At 74.3% G+C, this 21424-nt stretch carries 3 protein-coding genes; all 3 read right to left on the minus strand.

Annotation, left to right across the window (positions count from 1 at the left end; all coding sequences use genetic code 11):
* Positions 1–11: 11 nt before the first annotated feature.
* The 3 genes from KHP12_RS46900 to KHP12_RS46910 all read right to left on the minus strand — a co-directional run bounded on the left by KHP12_RS46900 (position 12) and on the right by KHP12_RS46910 (position 21422).
* Positions 12–18680 (minus strand): non-ribosomal peptide synthetase, encoded by an 18669-nt coding sequence (locus KHP12_RS46900; protein ID WP_211834641.1) that lies wholly within the window; start codon positions 18678–18680, stop codon positions 12–14.
* A 136-nt stretch (positions 18681–18816) separates the two neighbouring features.
* The gene (locus KHP12_RS46905) at positions 18817–20178 is read right to left on the minus strand and encodes a serine hydrolase domain-containing protein (RefSeq protein WP_211834642.1); all 1362 of its coding nucleotides are present in this window, start codon (positions 20176–20178) and stop codon (positions 18817–18819) included.
* 44 nt (positions 20179–20222) lie between these two features.
* Positions 20223–21422: a copper amine oxidase gene (locus KHP12_RS46910; protein WP_211834643.1), complete on the minus strand. Its 1200-nt coding sequence runs from the start codon at positions 21420–21422 to the stop codon at positions 20223–20225.
* Between the last annotated feature and the right edge of the window lie 2 nt (positions 21423–21424).

Here is a 21424-nt window from a genome sequence, read left to right on the forward strand (position 1 = left end):
GTCGTCCTTCCTCACCGGTCGTCGTGGTCGCTGCCGCCGGAGGCGGCGTCTTCGAGTTCGCGCAGGATGTGCTCCTCGACCAGGTCGGCGAGGGCGGAGACGGTGCGCGCGGTCAGAATGTCCCGCGGGGTCAGATCGACGGCGAACGCCTCCTTGGCGCGGGAGGCGATCAGCAGACTGCGGACCGAGTCACCGCCCAGGGCGAAGAACTCGTCCTCCGCGCCGACCGGCGACACCTCGAGCACCTCCGACCAGATCTCCGCGATGACCTCCTCGGTGGGGGTGCGCGGGGCGATGTGGGCGGCCGGTGCGGCGGTGGTGGTGGCGGGGCCGGGCGCGGGCAGCGCCGCGCGGTCGGTCTTGCCGTTCTCCGTGAGCGGCAGCCGGTCCAGCACGGCGAACGCCGACGGGACCATCGGGCCCGGAAGCGTCCGGCCCAGATAGGTGCGCAGCTCGGTGTCGGCCGGGGCGCCGGCCCCGGGCGCGAGGACCAGATGGGCCACCAGCCGGCGCGCCCCGGGCTCGTCCTCCCGCACCGTCACCACGGCCTCCGCGACGGCGGGGTGGCCGCACAGCGCAGTCTCCACCTCACCGGCCTCGATGCGATGGCCGTGCAGCTTGAGCTGGTGGTCGCCGCGCCCCAGATGGTGCAGGCGGCCTTCCGCGTCGTAGCGGGCGAGGTCACCGGTGCGGTACATCCGGGAGCCGGGCGGCCCGAACGGGTCGGCGACGAAGCGGGCGGCGGTCAGCCCGGCGCGGCCCAGGTAGCCGCGGGCGAGCGACGGACCGCTGACCCACAGCTCGCCGGCGACCCCCACCGGCACCGGGCGCAGCCGCGCGTCGAGCAGACGCACCCGGGTGTTGGGGATGGGCCGCCCGATCGGCGGCGGGGCGCCGTCCGGGTCGAGCGGCTCGGACCAGGTGGCCACCACGGTGGTCTCGGTCGGCCCGTACGCGTTGATCATGCGGTGGTGCGGCGCCCAGCGGGCGGCCAGGTCCGCGCCGCAGGCGTCCCCGCCCACGATCAGCGTGCGCAGGTCGGGCAGCTCCCGCTCGGTGCCCGGGGGCAGCGTCGCGAGGGCGGCGGGCGGGATGAGGGTGTGGGTGATCCGCTGCCGCCGCAGGACGTCCGCGAGATGGCCGCCCAGCAGCGGGCCGGGCTCGGGCACCACCAGCGTGGCCCCGGACGGCAGCGCCATGCACAGCTCCAGGACGGAGGCGTCGAAACCGGGCGAGGAGAACCGCAGCACCCGGTCGTCCGGCCGCACCTGGAAGTGCTCGGCCTCGGCGGCGGCGAACCCGGCGATCCCGCGGTGGGTGACCACCACACCCTTGGGCGTTCCGGTGGACCCGGAGGTGTAGATGACATACGCGGGGTCGTCCGGGTGGACGGCGGTGAGCCGGTCCTCGTCCGTGGGGCGGTGCGACGGGCCGTCCGGCGCCTCGACCTCGGCGGTCCGCTCGATCACCAGATGCGGGGCGGAGTCCTTGAGCATCAGCTCGACGCGCTCGGCGGGGTAGTCGGGGTCGATGGGCAGATAGGCGCCCCCGGCCTTGGCCACCGCGAGCCGGGCGACGACGGACTCCACCGAGCGGGGCAGCACCAGCGCGACGATCCGTCCGGGGCCCACGCCCTGCCCGATGAGGTGATGGGCCAGGCGGTTGGCCCAGCCGTCCAGCTCCGCGTAGGTCAGCCGGAGGCCGGGGGAGTCCACCGCCGTCGCGTCGGGCCTGCGGTCCGCCGCCGACTCGACGAGCTCGGCCCAGGTCGCCCGGGGCACCTGCCGGGCGGTGTCGTTCCAGTCCACCAGGAGGCGGCGGCGCTCGGCGGCCGGGAGGATGTCGATGCCGTCCAGCGGCAGCTCGTCGGGGGCCGCGGCCAGCGCGCCGAGGAGATGGGTGAGCCGGTCGGCCAGCGCCCCGGCGGTGGACTCCTCGAACAGCCGCGGGTCGTAGCCGAGCTCCACGGACAGTTCGGACCCGGGCGAGACCACCACGGTCAGCGCGTAGTTGGTGGACTCCAGGGCGTTCAGATCGCGCACCCGCAGCCCGTGCTCGGCCGCGGCGGAGCTGTTGATGGGGTAGTTCTCGAACACCACCAGGCTCTCGAAGAGGTCAGCCCCGGCGGGCAGTTCGCTCCAGCCCCGCAGCTGCGCCAGCGGCACATGGCCGAAGCCGCGCGCGTCGGCCTGCTCGGCCTGGAGCCCGCGCAGCCAGGCGGCGGTACCGGCGTTGCCGTCCACCGCGCACCGCACCGGGAGGGTGTTGATGAAGATGCCGGTGATGTCGTCCGCGCCGGGCAGCTCCGCCGGCCGCCCGGAGACCGTCGTCCCGAAGCAGACGTCCGACTCACCGCTCAAGCGAGATACGAGCAAGGCCCAAGCGCCCTGCACGATCGTATTCAGCGTGAGCCGGTGCCGCCGTGCGAAGTCCTCGAGGGCGGCGGTGTCCCGCTCACCGAGCCGGTGCGACAGCCAGCGCGAGGACCTGGTGGCGATCTCCGGCGTCGGCCTGCGGTCATAGGGGAGGGGAGTGGGAGAGGTGAATCCTTCGAGGGCCTGCCGCCAGTGCGCCTCGGCACGCGTGCGGTCCTGACGAGCGAGCCAGGCCACATAGTCGGCGAACGGCCTGCGGGCCGGCAGCCTCGGCTGCTCACCCGCGGCCAGAGCGGCATGGGCGGCGAAGACATCGCCGAGCACCTGGAAGACGCTCCAGCCGTCCAGCAGCACATGGTGGAAGGTCCACAGCACCCGCACCTCACCGGGGGAGAGCCGGGCCAGGGTGACGCGGAGCAGCGGGGCCGCGGTGAGATCGATCCCGCGGACGCGGTCCCGGTCCAGCAGCCGCTCCAGCTCGGTCGTGTGCTCGTCCTCCGTAAGGCCGCTCCAGTCGAGCTCCTCGACCGGTACGGCCGCGGTGCGGCGCACGATCATCAGCGGCTCGGGCACCTCGTGCATCACCACCGCGCCGCGCAGCACCGAGGTGCGGTCCACGACATGCTGCCAGGCGGCGGCCAGCACTCCGGAGTCCCCGACCCCGTCCAGGACAAAGGTCGCCTGCTCCACATAGAGCCCTTGGCCGCGCTGGGCCAGGGCATGGAAGACCAGCCCGGACTGGGTCGGGGTCAGCGGATGGATATCGGCCACATCCCGGCCGTCGCCCGCCAACCGGTCGACGGTCTCCTGGTCAAGCCCGGCCAGCGGGAAGTCCGACGGTGTCCGCCCGCCCGCGTCCGGGCGGGTGCACAGCCGGACGATCGCCCGCAGCTCCTCGGCCATCTCCTTGGCGAGCCGGCGCACCGTGGGGCGTTGGTGCAGCGACCGGGAGTAGGACCAGCTGAGCTCGAGCCGTCGGTCCGTCACCCGGCCGATCACATCGAGCAGATGCGGCCGGGGCGCCTCCGGGCTCATATCGCCCTCCAGCCCACCGGTCAGGGCGTGCAGCAGACCACCCGCCGGGGGCTCCCAGTCCTGCTGCCCGAGGTAGTTGAAACTGATCTTCGAGGCGGCGGGGAGCCCGGAGGCGGCCGCGCCGGACAGATGACGCAGCGCGCCGTGGCCCAGGCCGTTCCCGGGGACCGCCCGCAGCCGTTCCTTGACGGCCCTCAGCGTCCGCTCCAGCCCCCAGTCGGCGGGAGCCTCCAGCGCGACGGGGAACATGCTGGTGAACCAGCCGACCGTACGGGACAGATCGACCCCGTCGAAGATCTCCTCCCGGCCGTGCCCCTCCAGGGCGACCGCCACCGTGTCCCGGCCGGTCCAGCGGGCCAGCACCCGCCCCAGGGCGCACAGCAACACATCGTTGACCCGGGTCCGGTACGCGCCCGGCACCTCGTGCAGCAGCAGCCGGGTCTCCTCTGCGTCGAGCCGTACGGTCACCTCCTCCTCCGAGGCCGCGGTGTTGGGGCCCTCGCCGTCCGTGGGGAGGTCGGTGCCGCCGTGGGAGGCCGCCCAGTAATCGCGCTCGGCGTCGAAGCCCCCGGCGGCGGTGTGCTCGGTCAGACGCAGCGCCCAGGTGCGGAACGATGTGGTCTTGGGGCCGGGCTCCGGCGTCCGTCCCGCGACGATCTGCCGGTAGGCGGTGTCCAGGTCCTCCAGCACGATGCGCCAGGAGACGGCGTCCACCACCAGATGGTGGGCGGTCAGCAGCAGTACGGGCCGTATCCCCTCGCCCCGGGTGAAGAGCACGGCGCGCAGCAGCGGCCCCCGGGCCAGGTCGAACCCGGCCCGGATCCGCCCCGCCGTCTCCCGCATCACCGCATCCCGCCGCTCCGGCGCCACGGCGGACAGATCGTGGAGGTCCAGCACCGGCTCCGCGTCCGGCGGGGCGTTGTGCTGGCGCACGGCGCCGTCCTCGGTCCGCTCGAAGCGCAGCCGCAGGGCGTCATGGTGGGTCAGCACCGTGGACAGGGCGGTGCGCAGCGCGCTCTCGTCCACCGGCGCGGTCAGTTCGGCCGAGACCGACTGGGTGAAGTGCCCGGCTGCGGCGCCGAGTTGGTCGAAGAGCCAGTGCTGGATCGGGGTCAGCGGCACCTCGCCGACGACCGGGCCCCGCTCGGCCTCGGCCGCCGTGGCCGGGACCTCCCGCGCGGCCGCCGCCAGGTCCGCCACGGTCTGGTGGACGAAGAGATGGCGCGGGGTCAGCTCGATCCCGGCCCGCCGGGCGGCGGAGACGATCTGGATGCTGAGGATGGAATCGCCGCCGAGGGCGAAGTAGTTGTCCTCCACGCCGATCCGCTCGACGCCCAGGACCTCCGCCCAGATGGCGGCGAGGGCCTTCTCGGTCTCCGTACGCGGCTCCACATGGCCGGTGGCGCGGGCCGCCCAGACGGGCGCGGGCAGCGCACGCCGGTCCAGCTTGCCGCTGGACCCCAGCGGCAGCCGGTCCAGGACGACCACGGCCGAGGGGACCATATGGTCCGGCAGGCTCGTGGTGAGAAAGGCGCGGATCGCGGCGGTGTCCACCGGCGGGGAGCCCGGGACCCGCACCACATAACCGGCCAGCCGCTTGTGACCGCCGGTGTCGACGACCGTAGCGGCCGCCTCGGCGACACCGGGATGGCGCGCCAGCGCCGCCTCGACCTCGCCCAGCTCGATACGGAAACCGCGCACCTTGACCTGGTCGTCGGTTCGGCCCAGGTACTCCAGCTGCCCCCGCTCGTCCCAGCGGACCAGGTCGCCGGTGCGGTACATCCTGCCCCCCGCGGGGCCGTACGGATCGGCCGTGAACCGCTGTGCGGTCAGCCCCGGGCGGCCGAAGTACCCCCGGGCGAGGCCCGGCCCCGCCAGATAGAGCTCTCCCGGCACCCCGACCGGCACCGGCCGCATCCGCGCGTCGAGTGCGTAGGCCCGGGTGGCGGCCACCGGGGCGCCGATGGGCGGGGTGCGGTCCGGATCGGCCGGGTCGCAGGTCCAGGCGGTGGCGTACACGGTCGCCTCGGTGGGCCCGTAGATGTTCGCCACCCGGCAGCCGGGGATGGCCGCCCGGACCTCCTTGACGGTGCGGGCGGCGAGGCCCTCACCCGCCAGCACCACGGTGCCCGCCGTCACCGAGACCGACCCCTTGCCGAGCACCTGCCCGAGCGCCGACGGCACGGCACTGATCAGGCTCGCCGTCCAGGTCCCCGTCCGCTCGGCCAGGGTGAGCAGATCGCGGACGATCTCGATGGCGCCACCGGCCAGCAGCGGGCAGAGGATCTCGAAGACCGACACATCGAAGTTGAGGGAGGTCGAGGCCACCACATGGGAGAGCCCCTGGACGCCGAACTCCTCCCGCGCCCACGCGGCCAGGGCGGCCACGCTCTCATGGGTGACCACGACGCCCTTGGGCGTGCCCGTGGACCCCGAGGTGTGGATGGCGTACGCCGGGTGGGCGGGGAGCAGCGGGCCGCGCCGCTCGGCGTCGCCGATGTCCTGGGCGGGCAGTTGGGCCAGCCGCCCCCGGCACTCCGCGTCGTCCAGCAGGATCCGGCCGCCGCCCGCCCCGGTGGGGATCCGGTCCGCCACCTCCCCGGTGGTCACCACCGTGTCGGGGGCGATGTCGCCGAGCATGAAGGCGATCCGCTCCGCCGGATACGCCGGGTCGACCGGGAGATAGGCCGCCCCGCTCTTGAGCACCGCCAGCACCGCGACCACCAGCTCCGGTGTGCGCGGCAGGGCCAGGGCCACGAAGCGCTCCGGCCCGGCGCCCGCGGCGATCAGCAGCCGGGCCAGCCGGTTGGCGCGCTCGTTCAGCTCCCGGTAGGTCAGCGGTCCGCCGTCGCCCATCACCGCCACCGCGTCCGGCGTACGGGCCGCCCGCGCCTCGAACAGCGCGGGCAGCACCGCGTCCGGCGCGGCGGAGACCGGGCCGCTGAAGCGGTCGAGGATGCCGCGCGTCTCGGCCTCGCCGATCAGCGGCAGTTCATCCAGCCGCCGCTCCGGATCGGTGGCCATCTCCACCAGCAGATTCCGCAGACAGCCGCCCAGCCGCTCGATCGTCGGGGCGTCGAACGCGTCGGGGTCGTAGTCCAGGCAGATCGACAGCCGCTCCTCGGGCGCCACCACCACGCTGAGCGCGAAGTTGGTGGGCTCCACATCGCGCTCCTGCCGGATGCCCAGTCCGTGGGCCGCGATGGCCTCGCTGTCGAACGGGTAGTTCTCGAAGACCACGATGGAGTCGAAGAGGCTCACCCCGCCGGGCACCTCGCTCCAGCTCCCCAGCTGCGCCAGCGACACGAACTCGAAGAGCCGGGACTCCGACTGCGCCGACTGGAGTTCCCGCAGCCAGTCCAGCAGTCCGCTCTCCCCGGTCACCCGGACCCGGGTGGGGATGGTGTTGATGAACACCCCGACCATGGACTCGACGCCCGGCAGCGCGGCCGGCCGCCCCGAGACGGTGGTGCCGAAGCACAGGTCGTCGGCCCCGCTGTACCGGGAGAGCAGCAGCGCCCAGGCGCCCTGCACCACCGTGTTCATGGTCAGCCCGCCCCGCTGCGCGGTCGTCCGGAGCCGGGCGGACTCCTCGGCTCCCAGCGTGACCCGGTGCGAGCCCGAGGAGGCGCTGCGGTGCGCCTCCGACGCGGGCCGGTCGCGCGGCAGTTCGGTGGGCGAGGTGAACCCGGCAAGGGCCGTACGCCAGTACCGCTCGGCCTCCGCCGTGTCCTGTTCGCCGAGCCAGCCCAGGTACTCGCGGAACGGTCGGCGGGCGGGCACCACGGGCGCCCGTTCCGAGGTCAGCGCCGCGTACCGCTCGCAGACCTCGTCGAAGACCTGCGCCGCGCTCCAGCCGTCGAGCAGCGCATGGTGGAAGGTCCAGACGATCCGCACCTCGTCGGCGGACAGCCGGATCAGCGCCAGCCGCATCAGCGGCGCGGTGGCCAGGTCGATCCCCTCGGCCCGGTCCTCGGCGAGCATCCGGTCCAGCTCGGCCTCGCGCCACTCCTCGGGCCGCCGGGTCCAGTCGTGGTGGACGATCCGGAGCGCCGCCCGGTGCGTCACGACCTGGAGCGGCTCCGGGGTGTCCGCCCACACCAGATGGGTGCGCAGGATCGGATTGGCGTCCACCGTCTGCCGCCACGCGGTGGCCAGCGCCCGCGGATCGCTCGCCCCGGTCAGCGTCAGCTGGACCTGGTTGACATACGCGTCCGACGCCGGATCCATCAGCCCGTGGAACAGCATCCCGGCCTGGGTCGGGGTCAGCGGATAGATGTCCTCCACCGCCCGGCCGTCGGCGGCGATCCGGTCCACCGCGGCCTGGTCGAGCCGGGCCAGCGGGAAGTCCGACGGGGTGCGGCCGCCGGCCGAGGGGTCGGCGCAGTGGCCGATGATCTCCTCCAGCGCGCGGAGCATCCCCCGCGCCAGCCCGGCCACCGTCTCCTCGGTGTGCGTCCCCGAGCCGTAGTACCAGGTGATCTCCAGGCACCGGCGCTCCACCCGGCCCACGACGTCCAGCAGATGCGCCCGGGCCGTATCGGGCGCGGCGTCACCGCCAAGACCGTTCCGTACGGTACGGACGAGACCGGTGTCGTCGTCCGCCGCCGACCAGTCGAACTGCCCGAGGTAGTTGAAGCTGATGCCGGGCTCGGCAGCGCCCCGGAGTCCGGAGCCGGGGGAGAGGTGGCGCAGCGCGCCGTAGCCGATGCCGCGTGCGGGCACCGCCCGCAGCTGCTCCTTGACGGACTTCAGCGTCTCGCCCCAGCCGCCGCCCGGGACGTCCAGGGCGACCGGATAGAGGCTGGTGAACCAGCCGACGGTGCGGGACAGGTCCACCCCGTCCAGCAGATGCTCCTCCCGGCCGTGGCCCTCCAGGTCCACGGCGATCCGGCGCCGCCCGGTCCAGTCGCCGAGCACCCGGCCCAGCGCCGCGAGCAGCACGTCGTCCACACGGGTGCGGTAGACCTCGGGGACCTGCCGCAGCAGCGCCTCGGTGCGCTCCCGGTCGAGACGGACGGTGACCGACGCCATGGACGCCACCGTGTTGTCCCCCTCGCCGTCCACGGGCAGCCCCGCGGCGCACTCCGCGGACACGGCCCGCCAGTGGGGGAGTTCGGCGTCGAAACCACCGGCGGCGGTGTGCTCGGTGAGCTTTCGGGACCAGTCCCGTACGGAGGTGGTGCGGGGGCCGAGGTCGGCCCGCCCGCCCGCGAGCAGCTGCTGGTACGCGGTGTTCAGATCCTCCAGCAGCACCCGCCAGGAGACACCGTCCACCACGAGGTGGTGGGCGGTCAGGAAGAGCGTCGGCCGCTGTCCCTCGCCGCGGTGGAACAGCCGCGCGGCCAGCAGCGGACCCCGCGCCAGGTCGAACCCGGCCTGCGCCTCCGCCATCGCCGCGTCCTCGGCGGCGCGGCACAGGTCGGCGTCGAGCCCCGACAGATCGTGCTCCCGCAGGGGCGCCGGTGCCGTCAGGTCCGGCTGCGGGCAGTACTGCCGCGGGTTTCCCTCCGCGCCGGGCTCGAACCGCGTGCGCAGCGCGTCATGGTGGACCAGCAGCGCGTCGAGCGCCGCGCGCAGCGCGCGGAGGTCCGGTTCCCGCTGGAGCTCCACGACCACGGACTGGTTGAAGTGGCCGGGCCGGTCGGTCCGCATCCCGAAGAACCAGTGCTGGATCGGGGTGAGCGGCACCTCACCGGTCACCGGCCCGGTGTCGGCGGCGGGCGTGGCGGTGGGCGTGGTGACGGCGGCGAGCGAGGCGACGGTGGGATGCCGGAAGAGCTCCCGGGGGGTGAAGGCCAGCCCCGCCTGCCGGGCGCGGGAGGCCACCTGGATGCTGAGGATCGAATCCCCGCCCAGATGGAAGAAGTTGTCCTCGGCACCGATCCGCTCCCGGCCCAGCAGGGTGCCCCAGATCTCCGCGAGGGCCCGCTCGGTGTCGGTACGGGGCGCCACATACCCGGCCGTCCCGGCCGCCGCCGGGTCGGGCGCGGGCAGCCGGCGGCGATCCACCTTGCCGTTGCGGGTGAGCGGCAGCGCGTCGAGGGTGACGAACGCGGAAGGCACCATGTAGTCGGGCAGCAGCCCGCCCAGGAAGGACCGCAGCTCCCCGGCACCCGGCAGCTCGGCCCCGCCCACCGGCACGGCGTAGCCGGTCAGCAGCGTGCGGTCGGCCACCCGGGCGAGCGCGACGACCGCCTCCGCCACGGCCTCGTGGCGGGTCAGCGCGGCCTCGATCTCGCCCGGTTCGATGCGGAAGCCCCGGACCTTGAGCTGGTCGTCGGCGCGGCCCACGAAGCGCAGTTCACCGTCGTCGGTCCAGGCCACGATGTCCCCGGTGCGGTACATCCGGGAGCCGGACGGCCCGAACGGGTCGGCGAGGTACCGCTCGGCGGTGGCGCCGGGGCGGCCGTGGTAGCCGCGCGCCACTCCGGCGCCCGCGATGTACAACTCCCCTGGAATGCCCGGCGGTTGCGGCTGGAGGGCGCCATCGAGGACGTACGTCCGGGTGTTGTCCAGCGGGCGTCCGATGGGCAGCGAGCGGGGCAGTTCCTCCCCGGCGCGGAAGGGGCGCCGGGTGGCGAAGGTCGTGGTCTCGGTGGGCCCGTAACCGTCCATCACCGTCAGGTCGGGGCAGGCCGCGAGCACCCGGCGCACCGCGCCCGGGGGCACCGCCTCACCGCCGGTCCACACCTCCCGGGCGCCGCGCAGACACTCCGGCGCCTCCTGCGCGAGCAGCCGGAACAGCCCGGCGGTCAGCCACAGGCAGCTCACCCCGTACTCGGCGATCGCCCGGCGCACGGTGTCCGCGTCCACGTCCCCGGCGGGCGCCAGCACGGCCCGGCCGCCGCGCAGCAGCGGCACCCACAGTTCGTACGTCGAGGCGTCGAACGCCTGGGGCGAGTGCACCAGCACCCGGTCGTGGTCCGCGAAGGCGCGGTCCGCGACGAGGGCGGTCACATCGCGGTGGCGCACCGCGACGCCCTTGGGGCGTCCGGTGGAGCCCGAAGTGAACATCAGATACAGGGCGTTGTCGGGGGAGAGCGCCACGTTCGGCGGCTCCGACGGGCTGCCGTCGTCGCCGGACTCGGACTCGGGCCCGGGCTCGGGCCCGGACTCGGACTCCACGAGCAGGGTCCGCGCGGTGTCCGAGATGTCCGCCGCCATACGCTCCCAGGCGCGGTCGGTCAGCAGTACCTCCGCTCCCGCCTCCGCCACCACGCTCCGCAGCCGGTCCCCGGGGGCGCGGGTGTCCAGCGGTACGTACACCCCGCCCGCCTTGACGACCGCCAGCAGCGCCACCACCAGCTCCACCGACCGGTCCATCAGCACGGCCACCGGGCGCTCCGGGCCGGCGCCCTGGCCGATGAGCCGGTGGGCCAGCCGGTTGGCGCGGGTGTCCAGCTCCCGGTAGCTCACCGGGCCCGCCTCGCCGTCCAGGGCCGTCGCGTCCGGCGCGGACCGCACCCGCTCGGCGAACAGCCCGGCCACCGTGGACTCGGGAAGCGGGACCGCGGTGTCGTTCCATTCCCGGAGCACCTGGTGGCGGCGGGCGGCGGTGAGCATCGGGAGGTGTGCGGGCGCCCGGTCCGGGGTGTCGGCCATGGCCGTCAGCAGCACCGTCAGATGCTCCGCCATCCGCCGGGCGGTGGCCTCGTCGAACAGCGCCGGGTCGTAGCCGAGCCGCAGCGCCAGCTCCTCCCCGGGGTAGACCACCAGGGACAGCGGATAGTTGGTGGTCTCGACGCCGTTCAGCTCGCGCAGGGCGAGGCCGTGCGCGGCGGCGAGGTCCCCGCCGATCGGATAGTTCTCGAACACCACGATGGAGTCGAAGAGGTTCACCCGCTCGGGCAGACCGGTCCAGGACCGCAGCCGGGTGAGCGGTACGAAGTCGAATCGCCGGTCCTCGGTCTGCCCGGACTGCACCGCGCTCAGCCAGGACAGCAGGGTGGACCCGGCCGGCACCGTGAGGCGGGTCGGCACGGTGGTGATGAACAGCCCGTTCATCGTCTCCACACCCGGCAGCTCCGGCGGCCGTCCGGACACCGTGGTCCCGAAGACCACGTCCTCGCGGCCGGACTGGCGGGCCAGCAGCAGCGCCCAGGCGCCCTGCACCACCGTGTTCAGGGTGAGCCCCTCGTCCCGGGCCAGGGCCTGGAGCCGCCGGGTGGTGGCGGCGGGCAGGGTGACGCGGAGGTCCTCGGTGGACTCGGCGTGATGGGTCTCGGTGGGCTCCCGGTCGTACGGCAGCGGGGTGGGCTCGGTGAGATCGCCGAGCCGGGCCCGCCAGTGCTCCTCGGCCAGGGCCCCGTCGCGCTCCCGCAGCCAGGCCACATAGTCGCCGAACGGGCGGCGGCCGGGCAGCCCGGCGGCCATGGCCGCGCCGGACGCCCCGTCACGCGCCCGTGCGTGGCAGTGGAAGACGTCGGAGAGCACCTGGAACAGGCTCCAGCCGTCCAGGATCAGATGGTGGAACGTCCACACCACCTGGACCTCGGTCTCCGACAGCCGGGCCAGCGCCAGCCGCGTCAGCGGGGCGGCGGCCAGGTCCAGGCCGCGCTCCCGGTCCTCGGCGAGGAACCTCCGCAGCTCCTCCCGGCGCTCGTCCGGGCCGGACAGCTGCCGCCAGTCCAGCAGGGCCACCGGGATCCGGACCCCGCGCTCCACCACCTGGACCGGCTCCGGCACCCCCTCCCACACCGCCCGGGCGCGCAGCACCTGGGTGCGGTCGGCGACCTGCTGCCAGGCCGCGGCCAGCGCGGCCGGCTCCGGCACCCCGTCGAGGACGAAGGTGAGCTGCTGGAAGTAGGCCCGCCGATCGTCCTGCGCCAGGGCGTGGAACAGCATGCCCGCCTGGGTGGGGGTGAGCGGGTAGATGTCCTCCACAGCCCCGCCGTTCCCGGCCAGCCGGTCCACGGCGGCCTGGTCGAGGGCGGCGAGCGGGAAGTCGGACGGGGTGCGGCCGCCCGCGCCGGGCGCGCTGCCGTGCCGGGCGATCTCGCACAGCGCCGCGCGGAACTCCCCGGCGAGCCGGGCGACCGTCTCCTCCCGGTGCAGCCGCGCGGAGTAGAACCAGGTGAACTCCAGCTCGTCTCCCTCGACCCGGCCCACCACCTCCAGCGGATGCGGGCGCGGCGAGGCAAGATCGGCGTCCAGGGCCAGCTCCCGGTGCAGACCGCGGAAGAGCCCGTCGCCGCCACCCGGCGCCTCGAACCGGCCGAGGTAGTTGAAGCTGATCCCGGCCGTGGGGCCGTCGGGGAGGCCCGCGCCCTCGAGCAGATGGCGGCGCACCCCGTAGCCCAGACCACGCCGCGGTACGGCCCGCATCTGCTCCTTGACCGACTTGAGGACCTCGCCCCAGCCGCCGTCAGGGAGATCGAGCGCCACCGGGAAGCGGGTGGTGAACCAGCCGACCGTACGGGACAGATCCAGGTCCGCGAAGAGCTCCTCGCGGCCGTGGCCCTCCACGTCCACCGGCACCCGGGCGCGCCCGGTCCAGCGGCGCAGCACCCGGGCCAGCGCGCTCAGCAGCACATCGTTGACCTGTGTGCGGTAGACCTCGGGGAGCGTCTGGAGGAGTGCGGCGGTCTCCTCCGGGCCGAGCCGGACGGTGACCGACCGGGCCGAGGCGTAGGTGTTCTCCGCCTCGCCGGCCCCGTTCAGGTCCGTCGGCAGCGAGGGGTCGCAGGCCCCGGCCAGGCCGGTCCAGTACGCCTCCTCGTCGGCGAACCCGCCCTCCCCGGCATGGGTGTTGAGCCGCAGCGCCCAGCGGCGCAGCGGGGAGGACTTCGCGGGAAGCCCGGCGCCCTCGTCGCGGGCCGCCCGCCGGTAGGCGCTGTAGGCGCTGTCGAGATCCTCCAGGACGACGCGCCAGGACACCCCGTCCACCACCGCGTGATGGATGGTGAGGTGGAGGACCGGGTGCGGCCCGGCCTCCCGGTCGAGCACCGCCCGCATCAGCGGCCCCTCGGCCAGGTCGAAGCGGCCCAGATGCCCGGCGCCGGTGGTCTCGAGCGGTACCCGGACGGCCGCCACGTCCTCGATCCGCTGGTACCAGCCGCCGTCCCGGCGGTGGAAGCGGGAGCGCAGGGCGTCATGGTGGTCCACCAGCGCGTCCAGGGCGTGCCGCAGCGCGTCCTCGTCCACGTCCTCGGGCAGCACCAGCGAGATGGTCTGGTTGAAGTGGCCGGCCCGCTCGGGGTCGGTGGTGAACAGCCAGTGCTGAATGGGGGTCAGCGGCAGCTCCCCGGTGGCCGTCCCGTCTCCCTCGGAGGTGGGCCCGGCCGGGGCCGTGGTGGTGTCCAGATGCAGGGCCAGCGCGGCGATCGTCTGATGGCGGTAGACATCGCGCGAGGTGACGGCGAGACCGGCCTGCCGTGCCTGGGAGACCAGCTGGATGCTGAGGATCGAATCGCCGCCGAGGGAGAAGAAGTTGTCCTCCATCCCCACGCGGTCCACCCGCAGGATCCGGGCCCAGACCGCCGCCAGGGTCCGCTCGGTCGCGGTCCGGGGCGCCACATAGCCCGGTGCCGCGGCCTCGGCCCAGTCCGGCTCGGGGAGCCGGCCGCGGTCCAGCTTGCCGTTGGGGTTGAGCGGCATCCGCTCCAGGACGACGACGGAGGCGGGCACCATGTAGTCGGGCAGCGAGCGCCTCAGGAACCGCCGCAGCCCCGCCGGGTCGGGCTCCGAGCCCGCGGCGGCCACCACATAGGCGATCAGCCGCTGATGGCCGTCCGTCTCCCGGGCGACGGCCGCCGCCTCGGCGATGTCGGGGTGGCGCAGCAGCGCCGTCTCCACCTCGCCCAGCTCGATGCGGAAGCCGCGGATCTTCACCTGGTCATCGGCTCTGCCGACGTACTCCAGCTGGCCCTCGCCGTTCCAGCGGACCAGGTCACCGGTGCGGTACATCCGGCTGCCGGGCGGCCCGAAGGGGTCCGCGAGAAAGCGGTGGGCGGTCAGCCCGGGCCGCCGCAGATAGCCCCGGGCCAGGCCCTGCCCGCCCAGATAGAGCTCACCGGTCACCCCGGGCGGCACCAGCCGCAGCGTCGGGTCCAGTACGTACGCGCGGGCGCCCGCGACCGGGCGGCCGATGGGCGGGGCCTGCGCGGGCGCCGGGCCGTCGCAGAACCAGCCGGTGGCGTACACCGTGGCCTCGGTCGGCCCGTACAGATTGGCGATCCGGCAGGACGGCATGGCCTCCCGGATGTTCCGTACGGTCTGGGCGGGCAGCGCCTCGCCCGCCAGTACGACGGTCCGGGCCCAGTCCGCCGGGCGGTCCTCGCCCAGCAGCCGGGAGAACACCGAGGGCACCCCGCTGAGCAGCCCCGTCGCCCGCGGCCGCCCCTCGGGATCGATGAGGGCGAGCAGGTCGCGCACCACCTCGACGCTGCCGCCGGCCAGCAGGGGGCAGAGGATCTCGAAGACCGACACATCGAAGTTGAGCGAGGTCGAGGCGACCACATCGGTCAGCCGCTCCCGCCCCAGCTCCGCCTCGGCCCAGGCCGCGAGCCCCGCCACACCGCGGTGGGTGACCACCACGCCCTTGGGCCGGCCGGTGGATCCGGAGGTGTAGATGACATAGGCGGGATGGGCCGGGACCAGCGGCCGGAGCCGCTCGGCGTCGGTGATGTCGCCGTCCGCGAGCCCGGCCAGCCGGGCGCGTACCTCCGGGTCGTCCAGCAGCAGCGGCGCGGCGTCCGCGGGCAGGCAGCCGGCCGCCCCGGTGGTGGTGAGGACGGTCGAGGGCGCGGCGTCCGCCAGCATGAACGCGATGCGCTCGGCAGGGTATCCGGGGTCCACCGGCAGATATCCGGCGCCCGCCTTGAGCACCGCCAACAGGACGACGACGAGTTCGGCCGAGCGGGGCAGGGCGAGGGCCACCAGCCGCTCGGGACCGGCCCCCCGGTCGATGAGCAGCCGCGCCAGCCGGTTGGCGCGCCGGTTCACCTCGTCGTAGGAGAGGCTGGTGTCCCCGCAGGTCACGGCGGTGGCGGTGGGCCGCCGCGCCACCTGGGCGGCGAACAGGCCGGGCAGGGTGGCCTCGACCGCGGGCCGCTCCGGTCCGTTCCAGGCGTCGAGCATCGCATGCCACTCGGCGTCGGCCAGCATCCGCAGCTCGATCAGGGTGGCGCCGGGGTCGGCCACCATGGCGGCCAGCAGCCGGTGCAGATGCCCGGCCATCCGCTCGATCGTGGCCGCGTCGAACAGATCGGAGTTGAACTCCACGGTCAGCCCCAGCGAGCCGTCCTCGCGGGGCAGGAACTCCAGCACCAGATCGAACCGCGCGGCCGGGCGCGGCAGGGCGTGCTCGGTGATCCGCACACCCCCCGCCTCCCGGCCGGGCACCATGGCGCTCTGCTGCACGACCAGCGCCTGCACCAGCGGATTGCGGCTGGGGTCGCGGCGCGGCGCCAGCTCCTCGACGACGCGCTCGAACGGCAGCCGGTCATGGCTGAAGGCGTCCAGCACCGTCTCGCGCATCGCGTCCAGGAACCGCTCGACCGTGCTGTCCCCGTCCACATCGGCGCGCAGCACCAGGGTGTTGACGAAGAACCCGGCGACCGACTCCAGCTCCTTGCGGTGGCGCCCGGCGGTCACGGTGCCGAAGGCGATGTCCCGCTGGCCCGAGTAGCGGGAGAACAGCACCGCGACGGCGGCCGCGAGCAGGGTGAACTGCGTCGTGTCCCGCTCCCTGCCGAGCCGCGCCAGCCCCGCCACCAGCTCGGCGGGCAGCTCACGCCGGTGCACCGCGCCCGCCGTGGTGCGCACCGGCGGGCGCGGGCGGTCGGTGGGCAGCTCCAGCGTCTGCATCCCGGCCAGCCGGCCCCGCCAGTACGCCAGATCGGCGTCCTCACCCGCGGTGGCGGGACGGCTCCGCTCCCACACCGCGAAGTCCGGGTACTGGAGGGCGGGTTCGGGGAGCCCGGCATCGGTGCCGGACACCTCGGCGGCGTAGAGCGCGGCCAGTTCGCGCACCAGCAGCCCGACCGACCAGCCGTCGGTGACGATGTGGTGCTGCGCCAGCAGCAGGATGTGCTCCCCGTCGGCGAGCCGGATCAGCAGCGCCCTGGTCAGCGGGCCCTGTCTCAGGTCGTAGGGGCGGTTCAGCTCGGCGGTCAGCGTGGCGTCCAGCTCCTCGGCGCGCCGCCGCGCCGGATGCCCGCCGAGGTCGAGCCGCTCGAGCGGTACGGTGCCGTGCGCGGCCACCTGCTGCACCCCGTGCCCGTCCACGGTGGCGAAGGTGGTGCGCAGGGCGTCATGGCGGGCGGTGAGCCGGTCCAGCGCCCGGCGCAGCGCCGCCGCGTCCAGCGGGCCGTCGAGCCGCAGCCCGGCCCCCGTGTTGTACTCGGTTCCGCCCGAGGTCAGATCGTCCAGGAACCACAGCCGCCGCTGCGCGGAGGACAGCGGCAGCGGACGGTCGCGCGGCGCGGGCGGGATCGGCGCCTCGGGCGCCTCGGCCGCCGCGGCGGGCAGCTTGCCGGCCAGCCGCGCCACCGTCCTGGCGTCGAGCAGATCGCGCAGCGAGAGCTCCACGCCCAGCTCGGCCCGGATCCGGGTCAGCAGCCGCACCCCGAGGATGGAGTCGCCGCCCAGGCCCAGGAAGTCGTCCTCCACGCCCACGGTGTCCACCGGCAGCACCTCGGACCAGATGCGGGCCAGGGCCTCCTCGGCGGGGGTGCGCGGGGCGATGTGGCGCGAGTCGCCGTCCGGCGCGGAGCGCGGGGCGGGCAGCGCCTGCCGGTCGATCTTGCGGTGCTGGGTGAGGGGGAACGCGTCCAGGACGACGTAGGCGGACGGCACCATATGGGCCGGCAGCACCCGGGCCACCGCGGCGCGCACCTCCGCGGCCTTCGGCGGGGTCCCGCCGCTCGGCGGCACCACATAGGCCACCAGCCGCTTCTGCCCGGGCTCGTCCTCCCGCACGGTGACCACGGCGGATCCCACCTGGGGATGGCGGGCCAACGCGGCCTCCACCTCGCCCAGTTCGATGCGGAAGCCGCGTATCTTGACCTGGTGGTCGGCCCGGCCGAGGAATTCCAGTTCGCCGTCGGTGTTCCAGCGGACCAGGTCACCGGTGCGGTACATCCGGGAGCCGGGCGGGCCGAACGGGCAGGCGGTGAACCGCTCGGCGGTCAGCCCCGGCCGGTCGAGATAGCCGCGGGCCAGGCCCGCGCCGCTGATGCACAGCTCTCCCGTGACTCCGACCGGCACCTGCCGCGCCGCCTCGTCCAGCACGAACGTCCGGGTGTTGGGCAGCGGACGGCCGATCGGCGGGGCGCCGGTCCCCGCCGTCAGGGCGTCCGTCCAGGAGGCCACGACCGTGGCCTCGGTCGGGCCGTAGGAGTTCACCATCCGCCGCCCGGGCGCCCACAGGTCCACCAGATCGGCGGGGCAGGCCTCGGCGCCGACGATCAGCGTGCGGAAGTCGGGCAGCCCGTCGTGGAGCTCCTCCGGGGGCACGGTGGCGAGGGCCGCCGGGGGGATCAGGGCGTGGGTCACCCGCCTCTCCCGCAGGACCGCCGCCAGCTCGGCGCCCAGCAGCGGCCCCTCCGGGGGCACCACCAGCGCCGCCCCGGCCAGCAGGGACGAGCACAGCTCCAGCACGGAGGCGTCGAAACTCGGCGAGGAGAACTGCAACACCCGGTCGCCGGGCCGGACCCGGTAGTGGGCCGCCGTAGCGGCCGAGAAGTTCCCCAGACCGGCGTGCGGCACCAGCACGCCCTTGGGCACCCCCGTGGAGCCGGAGGTGTAGATGACATACGCGGGATGCTCGGGGCACAGCGGGCCGAGCAGCTCCCCCCGGCCGGGCGCGTGGTCCGGGCCCGCCCCGGCCCCCAGCTCCCGGATCCGCGCCGGGTCGTCCAGCACGGTCACCGGCCGGGCGTCGGCCAGCATCATGGCCCGGCGCTCCTCGGGGTGCGCGGGGTCGATCGGGAGGTACGCGCCGCCCGCCTTCGCCACCGCCAGCTCGGCCACCACCAGTTCGGCCGAGCGGGGCAGCACCAGCGCCACCACGCGCTCCGGTCCCACACCCTGCCCGATGAGATGGTGGGCCAGCCGGTTCGCCCAGCGCTCGACCTCTCCGAAGGACCACTCGCGCCCGTCCGCCACCAGGGCCGGCGCCGTGGGGGTGCGCTCCGCCCAGACGGCGAAGAGCTCGCCGAGCGGCGCGCGGGAGACGGCGCGGTCCGTGGCGTTCCACGCCTCCGGAGGGAGGGTCGGGACGGGGTGGGTCGCGGACACCGATGAGGTCTCGTAGTGGTCCGTCATGGTGGGTTGTGGCCCTTCAGAGCGGTTGAACGGGCGGATATGGGGGGCGGCTCGGGCCGGCCGGCGCCGAGCCGGTGCGCCCGCGCCCGGCCGGGGGAGATGTGGGGAGAACGGCCGTGTGCGGGGCGGTGGGACCTCAGACCAGGGCGCTCTTACGGGCCATCCGGCCCGAGAGCTGGATCCGGTCCACGGCGCCGGTCCGCGGATCGCGGACGAAGCGTCCGCCGGGGAGCCGGCGTCCGGATGAGGGGTCCACCAGATCGCAGGTGAGGTCCTCGTGGCAGACCAGCGGCGCGGGGAGGTCGCCGTCCACGGACAGGGCGAGACCGCCGCCGTCGCCGATGGTCACCTGGTACTCGATGTCGCCGTTGAGGTAGATCCCGGTGCACTGCGAGGTCGCGGCCATGGGGGTGGCCCGGCGCCGTGGGGTGGGTGTGGGGGGCACCCGGACGCCGGTGATCTCGCCGAGGACATCGGTCAGTTCGTGCCACAGCTCGGTGCCGGTGCCCGCGTTGGCGGTGAAGCCGACCACCGTGCCCGTGGCGGGATCGGCCCGCAGGAAGCAGGAGGTGCCCTGGGCGTTGCCGTCGTGCCCGAACCACAGGGTGTCGCCGTGCCGGAAGAGCCCCCAGCCCAGGCCCCAGCCGTCGGCCAGCACACCGGGGTCGGCGCCGGGCACCGGGCGGCGCATCTCCTCCGCGAGCCCGCGGGGCAGCGATCCCGCGGCGCCGTCGCCGAGATGGGCCCGGCCCAGCGCCACCAGATCGAGGGCACTGGCTCTCAGCGCGCCGGCCGCGGCCTCGGCGGGGGCGAGGTTCTGCCGCACCGGACGCGTTCTGCCGGTGGCCTTGTTGGCCGAGTGGCCGCGCGCCGTGGGCCGGTGCGGGGCTCCGGCCGTGCCGATGAAGGACGGCACGGTGCCCAGCGGATCGAGCAGCACGGACCGCATGGCCTCCTGCCAGCTCATCCCGGTGACCGTCTCGATCAGCCGGCCGGCGGCCACGAAGCCCGCGTTGGAGTAGGAGAAGTCCGTCCCCGGGGGCATCACCAGGGTGCGGTCGGTGCAGTGGTCCAGCAGATAGCGCGCGGCGGTCAGCGAGGCCACCTGGTCGGAGTCGGGCCCGGACGGAAGCCCCGCGGTGTGGCTGAGCACCTGGCGCACCGTGCACGGCGGACCGGCCCGCCGCAGCTCCGGCACATGGTCGCCGAGCCGGTCGTCCAGCTCCACATCGCCGTCCGCCACCAGGAGCATCACCACGGTCGCGGTGTACGCCTTGGTGATGGAGCCGATGGGCACGGCCGCGTCGGCGGTGCACGGCTCGCCGGTGTCCACGTCCAGGACACCGGTCTCCACGGCGAGGGTCATTCCGCCGTAGTGCACGGCGAGTTGGGCTCCTGGCACCTGATGGGCGCGGGCCAGGGCGGTCAGTCGGTCCTCGAGGACGCGGCGTATCTTCGACCGCTCCTCGGCGGACGGGGCCGGGGTCGTACGTGACACGGTGCACTCCTTGCCGGGGGACGGGACGGGCGACGGGGGCCGGGTCATGGCAGCTGGCTCGTGGCCGTGACGTCCCGGGGCACGATCCTGAAGCCCTGCCAGTGGGTGGGCATGGGGTCCTGGTCCTCGTCCCTGGGCACATGGTGGAAGTCGACACTGACCCAGGCCACCGGGTCGGTGAGCTTCTCGTCGCCGGTGTACTTGTCGACCGAGGTGGCGCAGTCCGGAGCGGTGTTGCCGTAGGCCAGCCGCTCGCACTCCCGGTACTGCGTGAAGTACATGTCGTGGTGGGTGAACTCCTCGGTCTCGCGCGGCCCCCGGTACTGATCGCTCTGGTGGTTGTCGATCTCCCAGGACTTGGCGTGGCCGTCGGAGTTCTCGGTGGCGGGGTTCACCACCCGCCAGAAGCGGGTGGGCGCGAGATCCGCCGCGGTCTCACGGGAGAACACCGTGCGCTTGGTGGTGCGCGCGGCCGTGCCGCTGCCCAGGTAGTCGTACTGCTCCACGCGATTCTTCGACTGTCCGTCGACGTCGAAGTCCAGCCGCCAGAAGATGTTGTGCGAGTGGTTCTCGCTGAACCGGGTGGAACCCACCCCGGTCGGCCAGCCGCTGCTCGCGTCGGAGAACTGGAACGGCGAGAGGCTTCCGGTGGCGCCGGACCGGGGGGTGATGGAGCCGTCGTCCGAGAAGCGCCACTCGGTGATGTAGTCGTACCAGCCGATCTCGGAGACCGAGAAGACGACCAGGTCGGTGCCGTGCAGTATGCCCTTCTCCACCGCGCTCTTGTAGGCGAACGGCCGCGGCTGCTCCTCGACGCACAGCACCGGGGTGTCACGGAAGTCGCGCAGCCGTCCGTCGGGGCAGTCCTTGGCGCTGAGCCGGGTGAGCGTGCCCTGCTCCAGATCGCCGAAGCCGATCGCCGAGACATCGTAGAAGCGCGGCTGACCGCTGTCGTAAGGCACATGCACCTCGGCCAGCGAGGCGCTCTTGAGGACCCGGGTGGGGGTGCCACGGTTCGGGGTGTAGATCACATCGCTCAGCACCGCGCCGGTGTTGCGGTCGATGTCCCAGCACATCTGCCACCGGGCACCGTTCTTCAGGGTCGTGCCGATGCGATCCGCGGCGGGGCAGGACGGGGCCGCCGCGGCCCCCGCGCGTGCGGCGGAGGCCGGGCCCGGCACCCACAGGGCCAGCAATCCCACCACGGCGATCAGCATCCGGGCACGCCGAAACAGACTGGACACGG

It is taken from the genome of Streptomyces asiaticus (assembly GCF_018138715.1).
Lineage (GTDB): Bacteria > Actinomycetota > Actinomycetes > Streptomycetales > Streptomycetaceae > Streptomyces > Streptomyces asiaticus.

Bases quoted from the DNA above. Each gene is read 5' to 3' on its own strand.
- KHP12_RS46900 (WP_211834641.1), bottom strand. From the start codon at position 18,680: ATGACGGACCACTACGAGACCTCATCGGTGTCCGCGACCCACCCCGTC.